A 16,267-nucleotide genomic window follows, 5' to 3' on the forward strand; every position below is an offset into this window, starting at 1 on the left:
TGCCTAAATTCTATTGTAATTAATACTTTTGTTTATGGGTACCCTTTACTTCAATTTTTACAATGATTAATTAAAAAAAATTTTGCTATTTTTATACTAGAGGTTTTAGCAAACTAGATTATAAAGCAAAAAGAAATTAATCTTACTATTTAGCAACATTGGTATGAATAAATTAATAAAAATTATAACGCTTTGATTATCAACTTATGATTAAGGGCCTATTATGATAGAAGCTGTGATTGCTTTAATTATTATTATCTTAGAGGCGCTCGTGGTTAGAAAGATCACTTCTTCAAAGCGCGATATTCATACGGAAACTAAAACTGTTGATATAAAAAATAAAACAGTGAGCTTTAATTATCCGTGTTATATAAATACGGCTCTTATTAATTTACGAGCTCAAGGAGAGCAATATCTCTTTCTTGGTGGTTATAAAAAAGCAAATAAACTTTGTTTAATTAAAAATGATCGTTTAATTGATGTTTCTAATCAGGTAGGTTTAATAGACTCTTCTAATATTACTTACTGTGCTATAGCGGTTGATGTCAATAATGATGATTTACCTGATTTATTTGTAGCTCAAGATGATGGATTTTATTTGTATGAAAACCGGCAAGGTATGTTCAATATTAAAAAGCTTGATATTGACATTGATAAAAACCTCATCCCTATTTCTATGGCTGTTACCGATATTCAACAAAATGGTTTAGTTGATCTGTTTGTAACTGCTTATCGTAAAAAGACTGATGATAAGCAACTGATGAATCATTACCAAAGTTTTCTATTTAAAAATAAGGGAGATAATACCTTTGAAATTTTTAAGAAATAAGTTATTTATTTTAGGGTTTTTAAGTTTTAATACTCATGTTTATGCAGACTTAACTGATTTACACCGTCTGCAACAAGCTTACCCAGAACATATAAAATCTATTTCTAAAGATTACATTGTTTGGTCAGATGGTACCCACATGGAAACTAAAGATAAAAAAATCAATAAAACGCCGCAAGAAAAATTAGATTTTCCTTCCTTAATTGATCAAATCGAAAATGTTTGTTATGAGCTTGGCATACCTGCAGATCCTAAAACTTTCCAACCTAAAAATGACCCTGGCCGAATACGGTATGAGCCTTTTTTTCGTAAAATGTATGGAAATTCTAAAGAGGAAGTAAAAACACATTTAGTAACAATTTATTGGATGCCCAACCAATTTGGCCATAAGTATCCGCTTCGAGTAACAACAGTTAATCAAGTTAATCAAAAATTACAAAAGATATCGCAAGAGTTAGAGAACCTCGTTATTAAACATCCAGAATATATACCTTTTTTAAGTAATCCGGGTGGGACTTTTAATTGGCGACTAATTGCCAATACAAATCGTCTTAGCAATCATAGCTTTGGCATGACTATCGATATAAATTCAACTAAAGCGGATTACTGGCAATGGGATCTTAAAGCAAAAGGTAAACCCATTAATGAAACGACACCTTTAACTTACCATAATAATATTCCCTGGGAAATTGTACCTATTTTTGAAAAATATGGCTTTATCTGGGGAGGAAAATGGTACCATTACGACACGATGCACTTTGAATATAGACCTGAATTGCTATTACCTTGTTGATTACTATTTTTTATTTAACATTTGCTGTTTCCCTTAAGATTGAATATTTTTCAAGCTTCTCTAAGTTTTAATCATTTGACTTATACTTTTAAGTAATGTACTAAATAAGAAATGAACTAATGTATAGCTTATTGATTTAATAAGTAATTTATTTTAACTTGAAAATATGCTTTTATTCTTGTCAACCTAAATACGCTATCTACTTTTCATATAGAAAGTTAGTTAATTTTACTAGAGGGAAATAATTATAAATTCGTATGCCAATGCTAAATTTTACCGTAATTTAACATGCTTATATCACCTTTAAGTGAATTGCTAAATAAGCTGACAGTGCAAAAAATATACCGTACATTATATGGAGCGCAATAGGAATAAGATATTTACCAACTTTAGGTAAAATCACATAAAGGATAAAAATGCCTATTAAGATCACAACTGGATTAAAGATTACCATCCATTTAGGATAATAGGTAGTTCCATGCCAAACTAAATAAATGAAACAGACAGATAACACTTGTAAAATAAATCGTGTAATTGCTAAAAAAGCTTTATCATAGGATTGGTATACGCGTATTAAGCGACTTAAATCTCTAGTTGTAATTTGTACTTGCAAAATTAAACTCAAAATTGTCTTTAAACTAATCCAGGCTAATTGAACAATCAGACTATATACTGCTAAAAATACAATAACGGTAGGCAGAATTGCTGCACTTGGCGCTAACATTTTATATAGATGCCAAAAACCAAAACTATAAAAGGGCGTTATGAATATAACAATAAAGTAACCACCCTTTAGATAATTTTTAGATTTGGTTAAGATAGATTGTGGAGAGTCAAGCGCAGTTCTTTCAATATTACTCTGTAAAAAAAACTCCCCTATTCCTACCAAAATTGCGGCAATACAGCCAATAAATCCTGTAAGAATAAGGGCATCCATTAAGCTTCTCCTGAGGCTTTATTTAATTAACTAACTGAGCTTTTTAGCCCATTTATATATTAAACAAGCCACTATATTAGTGCCAGTCTCTATCGCGAGTTCGATTATGCGTTCTGCGAAATAAACGAAAAATAATAAATATTAATCCAGCGATAATTAACCAAGAAAATAAAGCACTACCAAAGCCATGTCCGAAAAAAAGACTAGCTAATAAGCCACCCATGATAAAACCCGCTAAACCGCTTCGCCATCGACTACCGGTACGATTATTTACATAAGATTGCTTTGGCGCAGTTTTACTGTAAGAAGACGTTGAGCGAGAAAAACCTATTGCGCGACCGCCACCAAAGCGTTTCGCGGCTGCTTCATTAACTACTAAGCCAAAAGAAAGCAAGGTAATCATAAGTAAGGAAAATATTGTACGCATAAAATAATCTCATCTAAATTGAGTGCTATCATACTAACATGAAAATGAGCGAATGAATGTGCGTTTGCTATAAAGATTAATAAATTTTTATCGCTTAATGCGATGTGGATCAAAGGCTTCACGAATAGCATCTGCAAATAAATTACTGGCAAGAACTAACGTAAACATAAAGAGAAAGGCTGCCATCATTGGCCACCAAACAACAGGTTCTCGTGCAAGCTCAAGCCGAGCACTATTAATCATATTTCCCCAACTAATGGTCATAGGCGATACACCAACTCCCACATAGGATAAAACAGCTTCGGCTAAGACTAAAAAACTAAAATCAAGCACGAGATTAATTAATACGATCGGCATCACATTAGGTAATAAATGTTTATAAAGAATTCGCCAAGCACTACTACCTAGTGCTTTCGCCGCGAGAACAAAATCAATTTCACGTAACTTAAGGGCTTCTGCGCGTAAAATTCGACATAAACTAGTCCAGCTGGTAATCCCTAAAATTAAACATAGCGCTAAAAGACGTGCATCAGCACTTTCTTCTAAAGTAGGAAACTCTTCAGGGTGATTAGCAATGTAAGTTTGCATAGATAAAACTGATGCAGTAATTAGTAATACGCCTGGAATAGAGCTCAAAGTTGTGTAAACATATTGAATGATATCATCGATTAACCCACCAAAATATCCAGCAGCAATACCGAAGATAATAGCTAAAGGCAACATAAATAATGTCGTAAGTGTCCCAATGATAAGACCCGTACGAATACTTTTAATTGTGTAATAAAAAATATCCTGACCAATTTTCCCTGTACCAAACAGGTGAAAATTGCGCGATAACCAATAGCTAGCAAATATAAACAGTAAACATAAAAAGAAAGTAATAAGCCCCCAAATCAAGCTAGGATTTATAATGATTTTATTTGTTAAAGAAAAATAGATTGCGCCACCTAGAATTAAAAATAAAATGAAGACAATCGAACTTTGCATTAACGATCTCTTGAATAGAAAAAAAATTAGCTTTTGTTTTTGCTCTGGGGTTTTAATCTCTGCAGGTGGATACTTTAAACGTGGGTGAACTTGCTTTGCTTGTCCGTTTAAAATTGTTGTTTCCAAATTATAGAGGTTTAAAGCTAAGGGTGCAGAATAAGTCTTTTCATAAACTTGGTTCACTGGTGCTATGAGCTTATCTAAGAGAGAAACTAAATTGCTACTTTCATGTTCACTACTTGCCCGGAAATGAATTGAATCCAAAATACCTATGACGAGAAAAAAAAGGAGAATAATGCCTGCGCTTACCGCAATAGGGTTACTCAGTAAGTAACGAAATGAACGTCTAACAGGTTTTTTGCTTAAACTAACTATTAATGCGATAAAGCTAATGCCAATTAAAAGTAAAAACCATTGATCAGTCCACAATAATTCCATTAATTTAGCCTTACACGAGGATCTGCCCAAAGATAAGAAATATCAGTTAAAATCAAACCTATGATATATAAAATGGAACCTAAAAAAACCATTGCCCTTACAATAGCAAAATCTTGTTGCCCAATTGCATCAATAATATAACTACCTAAGCCTGGCACACCAAAAAAGGATTCTAAAATTAAACTTCCCATAAATAAGGAAGGAATAATTACCACAACACCGGTTAGAATAGGCAACATGGCATTTTTTAAAATATGCTTAAATAACACCCTTGATTCTGCTAATCCTTTTGCACGAGCAGTTTTCACATATTCTTTATTCATCTCTTCTAAAAATAAAGTGCGATACCATCTGGACCCTGCGCCAATTCCACTTAATACAGCAACCAGTACCGGTAAAAATATAAATTTTAAACTGTTTAATCCATCATCATAACCAGAAATAGGTACCCACCGAAGTAACTTACCGAAAACATATTGCCCACCAATAATATAAAATAAACTTGAAATTGACATTAAAATAATACAAATGACTACCCCACTTAAATCTAGAAAAGTAGATCGGAAAAAAGCCATTCCCATTGCAAAAATAATATTTACTAGCATACCTAAAATTAAAATAGGTATAGCAATTGCCAAACTTGGCCACATACGATGAGAGATATCAAAACTAATATCTCGTCCGGCATCTGACATACCGAAATCAAACACAAATAACTTTAATGATTTTTGAAAAAATAATGTTTGCGTCAATTTTTGTAACCCTGGTTTATTATCATTGTAAAATAGAGGCAAGTCATACCCATGCAGTACTTTCCATTGAGCAATTGCCTCAGGTTTTATATGCTTTTGACCAAGTTGCATACGCGCCATATCATCAGGTGAATTAATCATAAAAAATAAGGCAAAGGTAAGAAGATTAATACCAATTAAAATAGGAATAGCATAAAGTATGCGTCTAATAAAATAATAAATCATAGCTTAATTCGCCTAGCTGACTGTTTTTGTGTTTGCCGATAAACTAAAAAAATAGGCAATATTAAAAGAAGAAATAAAACCAATATAATCACTAGCAGTGGCCATAAAATAGGCTTATTCCATAAAAGCCTAAATTTATTGCGCAGTGAAACATCAATGCTTATATACTTTAAAAAATTTAAACTAATTGTGTTAGGTTTTGTTAAAGACAACCATTGCTGAGTTAATGTAAAGGTCTCTGTATTTATTCCCCATACCCAAGGCGCGTCATGCCTTACTATCTCCACCATTCGATCAATTATTGCTTGCCGTTCCATGTCATTAGGGCGATTTTTCATTAAATTAAATAATTTATTGTATTCTTGATTATCATAATTCGCGGCATTCTCGCCACCATGTCGAACTTTGCCATTACCGCCGTAAAGCATAAAAAGAAAGTTTTCAGGATCAGGGTAATCAGCGTTCCAACCCCAACTGAAAATTTGTGCATTACCATTGCGCATTTTCTCTTGAAAACGATTATATTGTGTAGCACGTATATTTAAATCAATGCCAATTTTGGCAAATTGTTTGCGCATCCATTCTAATTGCGATTTATCATCAGGACCACCCGTTATAGGGGCATCATAATGTAGGATTAATGGTCTACCTGTGTTTTTATCTCGACCATTTGGATAACCTGCTTGTCTTAATAACTCTTTCGCTTCCTCGATAGAACGCCTTTCACTACTATTACCCTTCCAATGGTAAACATAAGGATTAATTCCCGCTTTACCTACTTTGTAACCAAAAATTCCAGGCGGAATTGGCCCCTGCGCCGCGATTCCGCGGCCATTTAAGAAAATGGCAATATTTTCTTCAAAATTAACGGCAATAGAAATTGCAAGTCTAAGTTTACGTGCCCGTTCAGTATTGCCACCAACAATAGGATCCAGCATATTAAAACCCATATAATAAATACTAGGATCCACAGTGGTAGTTAAATGCATATTTTTAGCTTGCATTTCTGGACTTAAAATAGGTTTTCCTTGCGAATTAATTTGTATAGCTTGCGCGTAACTGTCAGTACTGATTCCTGATAAATCGTAATAGCCTTGCAAAAATTTATTCCATCTAGGAATCGCTTCTTTCTCAAGCGTATAAATTGCTCGATCAATAAATGGCAATCGCTGCCCTAAATGATGGGCATAACCTAATCGCTTATCCTCATTACTTGCATTTACAGGGAAATATTCTTCATGAAAATTCGGATTTTTATCAAGAACCATACGTTTATTGGGATTATTTTCACTAATCATGAAAGAGCCTGTGCCAACAGGATACCAAGCAAAACTTAAATTTTTATCATCCATCCCGGGTTGACTATAAAATTGATCAGCTTCCCAGGGAAGAGGCGCAAAAAACGGCATGGCTAACCAAAATATAAATTGTGGATATTGGCCTATAAGTGTAATTTCAAACCTATAATTATCTATCTTACGAACGCCGCTTAAAGAATAGTTACGAAGATCGATAAACCCTGAGGTTGGTAATACCTTTGCAAACGCCCGAAACCCCATAATTTTTTCACTCATCAAGCCATAAATTGGGGAATTTATAGCAGGGTTTGCTAAACGTTTAATTTGATAAATATAATCATCGACGATTAACTCTCTAGTTCCTGTATAAGGAAAATCAGCTAATTCACTAATATCATTTTCATCTAAATAAGCTGCTGTTATATTTAAATACCGATATTGTCCGGTTTCATCTTTGGCAAATGCTGGGTGCGGCTGGTATAAAATGCCTGGTTTTATTTTTAAAGTATAAACAGTATAAGCAATGTCTGTAGAGCCCGCTGATACTGTTTTTAACTGGGTATTTAAATATCGAATACTTGGCATTGCTTGAGCTATTAAAGGAATAAGCTGGTAAGGTCTAATAAAATAATCATATTGCAGAAGAGGCTCATAAATTTGCGAAATAAACTGATACTCATTACTGGAATATGAACGTGCTGGATCAAGTGTTTTAGGTTGCTCACTAAATGAAGAATAGTAAATCTTTTGAGTTGATTCATTCTTAGGATAAGGATTGTTAAGTATCCAATTGAAAGCATACCCTTGTAACCAAGTTAGCAGCAAAACTAAAACAAAAATCCTTTTTGTATAACGTTTTGCCAAAATTGTAGTCCTAAGAAATAAATTATTATAATGATCCCTTTTAATCTTAAAGCGAACAGAGATGATTTTCTACTGTTAGTTAGAAAAGCGAGTATTGTAATGGATTTATTAGAAAAAATTGTCTTTTTAGAAAAAGAAGCAGCGCAATTTGGCTTTCGTTGGGAAAATGCTAAGCAAATTATGGCACAAATTGAAAGCGAATATCATGAAGTTAATGAACATCTACCTAACTTAGCTAAAAATTCTGTAAATAGAGATTTGCAAGAAGAAATTGGCGATCTATTGCATGCTGTTTTTTCTCTTTGTGTATTTTGTCAATTTGATCCTAAGGAAACGTTAAACCAAACCTTAATTAAATTTGAGCGCAGACTTAAAGCCGTTAAACAATTGGCAGTAAGTCGCGGCGAGACGAATTTAGAAGGCTACTCTTTTACCCAATTAATGGAACTCTGGGAACAAGCTAAAAGGATAGCAAATAACAGTTAATCAGCGCTCTTAGTATTTATATGCATATTTACCACTCATAAAGATCTTCTTGGATACCGCGAACAAGTCGCGGTACGTAGGAATGATCAGATAAAAAATTCCCACAAACCTAATATCTACATAGTCGATCCTACTTACTTGTTACTGGTTCACAGCATCCAGAACCAACCCCGCCTACGTGCTGCAACTCGTTCGCAGCATCCAGAAGATGGTGAAGGTTTGGTATTATGGTGTTTGCCTGCGCACAAATCTCAGTACGTAGGACAACGGTAATAACTTCTAAGTATCTAAGAATGATAGAACTTACAGTATATAGAAATGGAGCCAATCACGTGGTCTACTTATCTCTTTATAAGCACATTTATTTTCAAATTTCAGGTAATTCTATTTTCTGTATTTATAACGACATTATTAACATTTTCTTGACTTTCTGGGTTAAAAAATCGCAATGAATAGTTATTTCCTACTGCATTTTTACTTTCTAAATTCTCAACTTCATTTTCTAAACTATTATCATTAATTAAATCATCGTTATTATATTTTTCCGTTTCTTTCAAAAATAAAGTTGAATCAGCTAACGAATAATCTTGCGCAAAATCCTCCTTTAGATTCTCTTTTACTAGTAATTTCCATTTCTCATAGCGAGATTTTAAATAACGAATAAGCGCATCAACAGAATAATCTTCAGGATCACTTTGTTTGAGGCTAGCTTGAATAAGCTCTCTAGTAGATTCATCCTCTACATGAGCCAAACTTTTTTCTAACATTATTTTTCGATGAATTGACAAAGAAGATGTGATTGTTTCTCTAATAATAGCCTCAAATACTGTAAAGGGAGTGTCTGCAATTAACTTTATCATTGCAAATTTTTCATCTTGAAAAGTCCTAGAAGCTACAAGATTCTTAGGTAAAATAAGTTCAGATACACCTTCGTAATTTTTTTCTACTAAATAAGGGATTTTTTTTAGGGCAGATAATTCTAAGGACTCTCCTAGCATTTCAAAGTCAAGCGCTTCAGCCATATCGAGACCAAAAGCTAATTTTTTATTATCTAGCGCTGCTAAACCATAATTGCCCGAATGAGTATCTGTTTGAGCTATAAAATACCAAATAATAAAGATTGATATTAGCCCTTTAACTTTTAAAGAGTCTTGTTCTGTTAGTCCATAACACCCTTCAGAGAAATTTTTGATTTTGCGGCTAGCAATAAAATATTGATTATTTTCCTGGACTATTTCCATTTCTAAACCATAGCCCATTAATTGCTGAAAGATCTTGGCGCATGCTAATTCAACCTGCGCTGCATATTGGCTACGGCGATACAAAATAAAAAATTCATTATCAAAAAAGGCGCTATCTTTACAAGCAAAATTAGGTAATGCTGTGAAACCGTAATTAAATCCTTCTTCAGGCGAGCCAAACTTAAGTTTAATATCACTAAAATCTTTAAAACTTTTATATGTCATAATATTTTTTATTAAAAAAAACCGATTATACGTATTTTGATATTAAAGTACATAGTTTTAACTTTTAGATCTATTTAAGACTTTCAAGAGCAAAATAATTACAACTAAATTGATTAATTACAAAGTGGTTTTTAATCATTTAAACTAATAAATGCAGAATTTTTTACACGGATTTTATTAACAAGCATGAATGTGTTACATTGTTAGATTGATATAACTATTTTTTTATAATGATTAAAAAAGTAAAACCAGTCATTCGTTTCGCTACTTTAGATGATGCTAAAGCTATCGCTAAAGTTCATATCTTATCATGGCAAGCTAGCTATAAAGCTTTTATCCCAAAGAGTATATTGCAAGCTCTTTCTGTAAAAGAAAGAACGCAGCAATGGCAAGATTTAATGAAACAAGATGTAAAAATATTAATTGTTGAAGTAGAACAGAATATAGCTGGCTTTGTAAGTATGTGCATGCTTCGAGATATTTATCCTAGTCCATTAAATGGTGAAATAAGTGCTCTTTACCTACATCCAACTTATTGGCGTTTAGGATTAGGGACTAAGCTTTGTCAGGCTGCTTTCTCTGAATTAGCAAAAATGCATTATCAATATGCGTATGTTTGGGTACTCTCTGATAACCATCAAGCTTGCCACTTTTATGAAGCATTAGGGTTTGAAAATACGACTATTACCAAACTTGAAGAGTTTTATGAAAATGGTGCTCTCCTGAAAGAAATTCTTTATAAGAAAAAAATATAATTCTTGTTGTTGTAAAAACTCCTAATTTAAATGAATCATTTAAAACACTATAAATTTAAACAGATTTTTCAAGATAAGTAGACTGGGTACAGGCCGTTAGGCCGAAATCCAGGTTTCCCTTTATTTCACCCAAGTTACTTCCATGTATGCCACACCTTTCAAGCATGCCTACGTCCTGCGGCTTGTCCGCAGGATCCAGTGGTATAGTTCGACTCCTAGATTCCGCAAACAAGTCGCGCAGCGTTGGCATAAGTTTCATGTTTATAAAGTAGATACGGTCATCAAATCCTTTTTATCTACGTAACAATGCTACTTAAGAGAGATAGAAAGACAAAAGAAATGCTACCGATTACACGTTACAGAATGCTTAAAGTCAGAATTACATAAAATTTAATTTAAATACTGCAATAAATCCTCTTCGTTTAATACGGGCACTCCTAGCTGATTAGCTTTATCTAATTTAGAGCCAGCATCACTACCAGCAATGACAAAATGGGTTTTAGCTGAAACACTACCCGTTACTTTCGCACCTGCTGCCGCTAATTTTGCCTTTGCTTCATCGCGGCCCATGCTCGCGAGCGTGCCAGTAAGTACGACTGTTTTACCATACAAGGGATGCTCTTTATTAAATTCTTGCTTAGCCGTATCAGGCCATTGCACACCAAAAGCAATTAATTTATCAATCACTTCAACATTGTGCGTTTGAGCAAAAAAATCAACAATATGTTGCGCAACCACGGGCCCAATATCTTTAAGCATCATTAATTCATCTATCGTCGCTTTCTTTAACGAGTCTATAGAAGCATAATGTGACGCCAAAACACCGGCGCCTACTTCTCCAACTTCTCGTATTCCTAAAGAATAAAGGAATCGCTTAAAGGTTGTCTGTTTACTTTTTTCTATTGCCTGCAATAAATTTTCTGCTGATTTTTTACCCATCCTGGGCAAATTTATTAAGTCTTCTAATTTTAACTGATAAAGACCGGCAACATCTTTTACCAATTTTGTATCAACTAAGAGATCAACAATAGCCTGTCCTAATCCATCAATAAACATGGCTTTACGTGAAGCAAAATGCCAAATAGTACGTTTAAGTTGTGTTGCGCAAAATAAACCGCCCATACAGCGCGCAACCGCTTCTCCTTCCTCACGTATTACATCTGCACCACATACAGGACATGTTTTCGGCAGGGTGATAGGCATTGTATGTTTTGGTCGCTTCTCCTTAACGACTGAAACTACTTCAGGAATAACATCACCAGCACGGCGAATGATTACTGTATCACCAATTAAAATATCTTTACGAATAATTTCGTCCATATTATGTAGTGTGGCATTACTGACTGTAACACCTGCTACATTAACAGGCTTAAGCCTTGCCACAGGCGTTAAGGCGCCGGTACGACCCACTTGGAAATCAACCGCAATAATTTCGGTCATTTCTTCTAAAGCTGGATATTTATGCGCGCATGCAAAACGTGGTGCCCGTGCGACATAACCTAATTCTTGTTGCTGTGTAATACTATCTAATTTATAAACTACACCATCAATTTCATAAGGCAGCGAGAGTCGTTTATTAGCCATACTCTCATAATAAGCTAAGCAACCATCTAGACCCTTTGCCTGTTTATTTTCAGGAGAAATTCTAAAACCCATGTGATGCAATAGTTGCAATTGTTCAAAGTGACTATTAGGTAACGAACTACCTTCATAAGCACCAATACCATAATAATAAATAGCCAATGGTCTTGCTGCTGTGATTTGTGGGTTTAGTTGGCGCAAACTCCCTGCTGCTGCATTACGAGGATTAGCAAATGTTTTTTCACCTGCTTCTCGGGCACGCTCATTTAGCGCTTCAAAACCTGCTTTAGGCATATAAACCTCGCCCCTCACTTCAATAAAAGCTGGCGGATTTTTTATCATTAATTTAAGAGGAACAGCAGAAATCGTTTTAATATTAGAAGTGATATTTTCTCCAACAGCACCATCACCACGTGTAGCAGCATGAATTAGTAACCCATTCTCATAAGTTAGATTTACAGCTAAGCCATCTAGCTTAGGTTCACAAGTAAAAAGCAAATCATCTTCTTTACAGTTTAAGCGATCAGCGACTCGCTTAACAAAAGCATGTAAATCTTCAACTGTAAAAACATTGCCCAAAGAAAGCATAGGCTGCCTATGAGCCACAGGCTCAAAGGTAGTGACAGGCTGTACGCCTACACGCTGAGTGGGCGAATCATTAGTAATGTATTGTGGGTGCTGGCTCTCTAACGCCTGCAATTCGCGAAAACACCGATCATATTCGATATCGGGAACTAAAGGTTCATCGAGAACATAATAATGATAATCATATAATCTAATCTGTTGGCGTAACGCCTCTATCCTTTCTAAATCTTTATCCAAACTCACCATTCGCCAACCTAAAACAATTAAATTTAAAAAAAGATAAGTATGAACAGTTCATCGATTTGCATCAATACAATTATTTAATCTTAATTAAAATTATATGAGTTGCTTTCTAAACGCTTGCCGAGAGTTTTAAAATTATGGTATAGAATGAGCCAATGCTTTAAACACGGCTTAAATTTATGGACCTGCCCCGTTTTATCTTTATATTTTTTATCGTATTTTTCTCATCTACTTCTATAAGTTATACGCAAACACTTGATAAACATTATGGTATCGCTTTTATTCATGGCAATAATGATCATCGTGCTGATGCGGAAGGTGGTTATTGGAAAAAGGAATTAATTGACTCCTTAAGATCAACGTTGCCTAACTCAGAAAATTATATTGTTGTTGGCTGTGACTATAGTCAGTATATGTGGCATGAAGATGCCGCTGGCTGTACAGCAGACCAATTATTATCATTTATCAACAATAAACATATCAGCAAATTAAAAATTTATACGCACTCAAATGGGGCCAACGTTATCCGCTGGATTCTATCTAACCCAACCTATGATGAGCGATATTTATCATTATCTAATAAAATAATTGAAGTTATTGCTCTTTCTCCTTCCAGTGGCGGCACGCCACTTGCTGAAGAAGTTGTGGAAGGTAATTTATTTGAGTCTTCAGTGAGTTGGTTAATTGGCTATCTCAATGATGCTGTTCGCCAGCAACGTGTTACTGATATGGCAATTTATAATAATGAACTACTATACGGTAGTCTTGGCCGTCCCTCACTGTCTATCCCCTTTCGAACAATTATTGGTACTGATGTCACAGCTTCCCCTTTTAATCGAGCAAGTTATTGTAATGGTTATAGTTATAATGCAGGTCTCAAAGTAACTAAACTCTATCTTGATAAATGCGCGGACGGCTTTTTAGAATGTCTATCACAACGTACTGTTGGCTCAATTTGGTTTTACGATATTCAAAAAACTGAACATAATAATGCGTTGAGCCATAATCAAAGTCGTCATAGTTGTTTTGGGCTTGACGCAATATTAAGCAAAGACTTAGCTGATGGAGTGGCTTAATGAGTAAAGTATTCTCTTTTTTTTTAGCTATTGGGTATTTGAGTCAGGTCTGGGCAATATCAATGCCTACTCAACCATTAAAAGAATATGAATGCGCCCATTGCGATTCTCTTTCACATACCCCTTTAAGTACCTCTTGGCCCATTCATGATAAACTTTTTAAATTTAATCTTACCAAACAAAAAAGTAATAAGTATCATTTTGAGGTAACCGCTGCTGAGTTGCAACGAGGGATACCTATTTATACTTTAGCACCACAAGCTGTCCTTCGTATTGTTCCTAACAATAAGAAAATAGTTTTACCCGATTCAGTACTTTATCTAGCTAAAAGCCCAAACATAAGGCTTTCCTTTTTGGAAGCATCCACTTTATCGCAAAATAAATCATTAGATTCATCCTTAAGTAATTTAGACAAAGTTATTGAGTTAAAACCTGAAATCGGTAGTGGGCAATTCATATTGTCATTAACTGACTTTACTATTTTATCAACAGAGCGTTTTCAAATACGAATATTTGATAAGGCTTCAACCTCCTATCTTCATGTAGAAACGAATCAGCCTTATTACCAATATGGTGATGAACTTATTACCACTGTTTTTTTAACAAAAGACAAGCAGCGCACTCTTGTTAATTCTATTAAAGCAAGCCTGCTAAGCCCAGATGGTGAACGCTTACCCATTACTTTAGAAGAAATTGAGCCAACACTTTATCGCGGTAAAATAAAATTAAATAATGAAAAAAATTTTCCTGGTCAAAACTGGTATGTTGAAACGGATGTAAATGCTAAAGTTGGTGATCAAACTATCAATCGACATGCGCATACAGCTTTCTCTTACGCTATTCCCTCAGCACAAGTGACGCAAATTACAAGACTCCCTTCTTCGTTAAGATTTGTTGCAACTATTAACGTCGCTACAGGCAGTCGTTATATGCTTCAAGCTGTTCTTTTTAAAGGAGATTCACGAGGTAGAAAGAATGCAATAGAAATTGCTCAAACAGCCCATTGGATAGCGCCAGGTTATTCTACTTTAATAATCTCGTTTAAACATAAGATTGATAAAAAAGAACATTCACCGTATTATTTGGGGTCGATTCAACTTATCGATTATGGCCAACTTAAACCTGTGTATGAACACAATTCGCCTATCGATATTTCTCATTTAGGTTAATATGATTGGATGGTCTCAGTTTACACTGACACAGGGAATAATAGCGCTATTAGCCTTTCAATGTTGTTTTATTTTCTTCTTTTGTCGACGGTTAATCGGAATTCAGCAGCATACTGATGACCAATTTAGCAAATTACAACAGCTCATCGTAGATGAGTTACATCAACTGCAACTTGACCTACAAGATCACCACCAAATTAACCAACAACGTATTTTAGAGCAGATTAATCAAGGGCAATTAACTAATCATCAACTTATCAACCAAACCATTCAGCAATCTATGACAGATGTGCGAGAGCAAATTAATCATAGTTTTATGCAGCACGCTCATTCGCTAACCTCTCATTTACAAAGCTTAACTGAGGAGATACGTAGTCACTTAAATAATTTAACTCAGCAAGTTAATCATAAATTAGCTGAAGGTTTTGAAAAAACGTCAACTACATTTACGGATATTGTGAGACGGCTCACTATTATTGATGAGGCGCAGAAAAAAATAACTGAACTCTCATCACATGTTGTCAATTTACAAGATATTTTAGTGGATAAGCGCGCACGAGGCGCCTTTGGTGAGGTTCAACTGGCAACACTTATTGCCAATATGATTCCTAGTTCTCACTATCGAATGCAATACACGCTGAGTAATCAAAAGCGTGCTGATTGCATCTTATTTTTACCTGAGCCAACAGGACATGTTGTTATTGATGCAAAATTTCCCTTAGAAACTTATCAAAAATTAATGTCTACTGATGTTAACTCGGTTGAAAGAAAACTCCTACATCAGCAATTTAGACAAGACATTCAAAAACATATTAAAGACATTGCTGAAAAATATATTATTCCTAATGAAACAACCGATGGTGCAGTCATGTTCATTCCAGCTGAAGCTATTTTTGCAGAGATTCATGCCGGCTATCCTGAGGTAATTGCCCTATCACAACGTCTTAAAGTATGGCTAGTCTCCCCTAGTACTTTAATGGCTGTTTTAACTACAGCCCGGGCAGTGCTTAAAGATGATGCCACTCGCAAACAAGTCCATATTATTCAACAACACTTACAAGCCCTCGCTCAAGATTTTCAGCGTTTTGAAAAACGAATGGATAAGTTATCAAAACATATTGATTTAGCTCATCAAGATGTTGGTGAGGTTAGTATTTCAGCGAAAAAAATAACACAACAATTTCAGAAAATTGAATCAGTTGATTTATTGGCACATGAGGAATAGTACACCTAAATATTTGAACTGATGCCTCTCATAAGTAAAATTAGAGTGGTGTATATTTCAAAAAAATAATAAATATTTGATCAACTAGGTTTGTTAAAGTATATTATGCAAAAAATTTAAATCTGAAGAAA

The 16,267-nt window shown here is 34.5% G+C and carries 14 protein-coding genes; 7 read left to right on the forward strand and 7 right to left on the reverse strand.

The window, feature by feature from the left end; translation table 11 throughout:
- Window positions 1-223 precede the first annotated feature (223 nt).
- Window positions 224-829: an FG-GAP repeat domain-containing protein gene (locus E1P04_RS12730; RefSeq protein ID WP_131783283.1), complete on the forward strand. Its 606-nt coding sequence runs from the start codon at window positions 224-226 to the stop codon at window positions 827-829.
- On the forward strand, window positions 810-1,622 hold the full coding sequence (locus E1P04_RS12735) for a M15 family metallopeptidase (RefSeq protein WP_131783284.1): 813 nt from the start codon (window positions 810-812) through the stop codon (window positions 1,620-1,622). Before E1P04_RS12730 ends, E1P04_RS12735 begins: the two co-directional genes overlap by 20 nt.
- Before the next feature lie 292 nt (window positions 1,623-1,914).
- Here E1P04_RS12735 and E1P04_RS12740 read toward each other — a convergent pair whose 3' ends face one another.
- The 5 genes from E1P04_RS12740 to E1P04_RS12760 form a co-directional block, all read right to left on the reverse strand.
- Window positions 1,915-2,559 carry a DUF6796 family protein gene (locus tag E1P04_RS12740; protein ID WP_131783285.1) on the reverse strand — a complete coding sequence of 215 codons (645 nt, stop codon included), beginning with the start codon at window positions 2,557-2,559 and terminating at the stop codon, window positions 1,915-1,917.
- Window positions 2,560-2,635: 76 nt separating this feature from the next.
- Complete coding sequence (locus E1P04_RS12745; RefSeq protein WP_131783286.1) at window positions 2,636-2,986, reverse strand: DUF1517 domain-containing protein; 351 nt, start codon at window positions 2,984-2,986, stop codon at window positions 2,636-2,638.
- A gap of 87 nt (window positions 2,987-3,073) precedes the next feature.
- Window positions 3,074-4,411 carry an ABC transporter permease gene (locus tag E1P04_RS12750; protein WP_131783287.1) on the reverse strand — a complete coding sequence of 446 codons (1,338 nt, stop codon included), beginning with the start codon at window positions 4,409-4,411 and terminating at the stop codon, window positions 3,074-3,076.
- A complete protein-coding gene (locus tag E1P04_RS12755) occupies window positions 4,411-5,388 on the reverse strand; it encodes an ABC transporter permease (protein WP_131783288.1) in 978 nt (325 codons plus the stop codon). The genes E1P04_RS12750 and E1P04_RS12755 overlap by 1 nt, the downstream gene beginning before the upstream one ends.
- Window positions 5,385-7,526, reverse strand: coding sequence for an ABC transporter substrate-binding protein (locus E1P04_RS12760; RefSeq protein ID WP_207386028.1), 2,142 nt, complete (start codon window positions 7,524-7,526; stop codon window positions 5,385-5,387). The genes E1P04_RS12755 and E1P04_RS12760 overlap by 4 nt, the downstream gene beginning before the upstream one ends.
- A 123-nt stretch (window positions 7,527-7,649) precedes the next feature.
- Here E1P04_RS12760 and E1P04_RS12765 point away from each other — a divergent pair, with 123 nt between their 5' ends.
- Window positions 7,650-8,036 carry a MazG nucleotide pyrophosphohydrolase domain-containing protein gene (locus tag E1P04_RS12765; RefSeq protein ID WP_131783343.1) on the forward strand — a complete coding sequence of 129 codons (387 nt, stop codon included), beginning with the start codon at window positions 7,650-7,652 and terminating at the stop codon, window positions 8,034-8,036.
- 374 nt (window positions 8,037-8,410) lie between these two features.
- On the opposite strand, the gene E1P04_RS12770 is transcribed toward E1P04_RS12765, so the two are convergent.
- Window positions 8,411-9,502: a hypothetical protein gene (locus E1P04_RS12770; protein WP_131783289.1), complete on the reverse strand. Its 1,092-nt coding sequence runs from the start codon at window positions 9,500-9,502 to the stop codon at window positions 8,411-8,413.
- A 230-nt stretch (window positions 9,503-9,732) separates the two neighbouring features.
- Between E1P04_RS12770 and E1P04_RS12775 the strand changes: the two genes are divergently transcribed.
- On the forward strand, window positions 9,733-10,257 hold the full coding sequence (locus E1P04_RS12775; protein ID WP_131783290.1) for a GNAT family N-acetyltransferase: 525 nt from the start codon (window positions 9,733-9,735) through the stop codon (window positions 10,255-10,257).
- Window positions 10,258-10,647: 390 nt separating this feature from the next.
- Here the strand turns inward: E1P04_RS12775 and ligA are convergent, their stop codons facing one another.
- On the reverse strand, window positions 10,648-12,669 hold the full coding sequence (gene ligA / locus E1P04_RS12780) for an NAD-dependent DNA ligase LigA (protein ID WP_131783291.1): 2,022 nt from the start codon (window positions 12,667-12,669) through the stop codon (window positions 10,648-10,650).
- Between the two features lie 176 nt (window positions 12,670-12,845).
- Between ligA and E1P04_RS12785 the strand changes: the two genes are divergently transcribed.
- Genes E1P04_RS12785 through E1P04_RS12795 form a run of 3 tightly spaced genes read left to right on the forward strand, consistent with a single transcriptional unit; the run spans window position 12,846 to window position 16,136 of the window.
- Window positions 12,846-13,742 carry a hypothetical protein gene (locus E1P04_RS12785; protein ID WP_131783292.1) on the forward strand — a complete coding sequence of 299 codons (897 nt, stop codon included), beginning with the start codon at window positions 12,846-12,848 and terminating at the stop codon, window positions 13,740-13,742.
- Window positions 13,742-14,911 (forward strand): DUF4785 domain-containing protein, encoded by a 1,170-nt coding sequence (locus E1P04_RS12790; RefSeq protein ID WP_131783293.1) that lies wholly within the window; start codon window positions 13,742-13,744, stop codon window positions 14,909-14,911. Before E1P04_RS12785 ends, E1P04_RS12790 begins: the two co-directional genes overlap by 1 nt.
- 1 nt (window position 14,912) lies before the next feature.
- Window positions 14,913-16,136 carry a DNA recombination protein RmuC gene (locus E1P04_RS12795; RefSeq protein WP_131783294.1) on the forward strand — a complete coding sequence of 408 codons (1,224 nt, stop codon included), beginning with the start codon at window positions 14,913-14,915 and terminating at the stop codon, window positions 16,134-16,136.
- Window positions 16,137-16,267: the final 131 nt, after the last annotated feature.

Origin of the sequence: Legionella gresilensis (genome assembly GCF_900639865.1) — a bacterium.
Taxonomy (GTDB): domain Bacteria; phylum Pseudomonadota; class Gammaproteobacteria; order Legionellales; family Legionellaceae; genus Legionella_C; species Legionella_C gresilensis.

Bases quoted from the DNA above. Each gene is read 5' to 3' on its own strand.
- E1P04_RS12755 (WP_131783288.1), bottom strand. From the start codon at position 5,388: ATGATTTATTATTTTATTAGACGCATACTTTATGCTATTCCTATTTTA.
- ligA (WP_131783291.1), bottom strand. From the start codon at position 12,669: ATGGTGAGTTTGGATAAAGATTTAGAAAGGATAGAGGCGTTACGCCAA.
- E1P04_RS12765 (WP_131783343.1), top strand. From the start codon at position 7,650: ATGGATTTATTAGAAAAAATTGTCTTTTTAGAAAAAGAAGCAGCGCAA.
- E1P04_RS12790 (WP_131783293.1), top strand. From the start codon at position 13,742: ATGAGTAAAGTATTCTCTTTTTTTTTAGCTATTGGGTATTTGAGTCAG.
- E1P04_RS12775 (WP_131783290.1), top strand. From the start codon at position 9,733: ATGATTAAAAAAGTAAAACCAGTCATTCGTTTCGCTACTTTAGATGAT.
- E1P04_RS12750 (WP_131783287.1), bottom strand. From the start codon at position 4,411: ATGGAATTATTGTGGACTGATCAATGGTTTTTACTTTTAATTGGCATT.
- E1P04_RS12785 (WP_131783292.1), top strand. From the start codon at position 12,846: ATGGACCTGCCCCGTTTTATCTTTATATTTTTTATCGTATTTTTCTCA.
- E1P04_RS12730 (WP_131783283.1), top strand. From the start codon at position 224: ATGATAGAAGCTGTGATTGCTTTAATTATTATTATCTTAGAGGCGCTC.
- E1P04_RS12740 (WP_131783285.1), bottom strand. From the start codon at position 2,559: ATGGATGCCCTTATTCTTACAGGATTTATTGGCTGTATTGCCGCAATT.
- E1P04_RS12770 (WP_131783289.1), bottom strand. From the start codon at position 9,502: ATGACATATAAAAGTTTTAAAGATTTTAGTGATATTAAACTTAAGTTT.
- E1P04_RS12745 (WP_131783286.1), bottom strand. From the start codon at position 2,986: ATGCGTACAATATTTTCCTTACTTATGATTACCTTGCTTTCTTTTGGC.
- E1P04_RS12795 (WP_131783294.1), top strand. From the start codon at position 14,913: ATGATTGGATGGTCTCAGTTTACACTGACACAGGGAATAATAGCGCTA.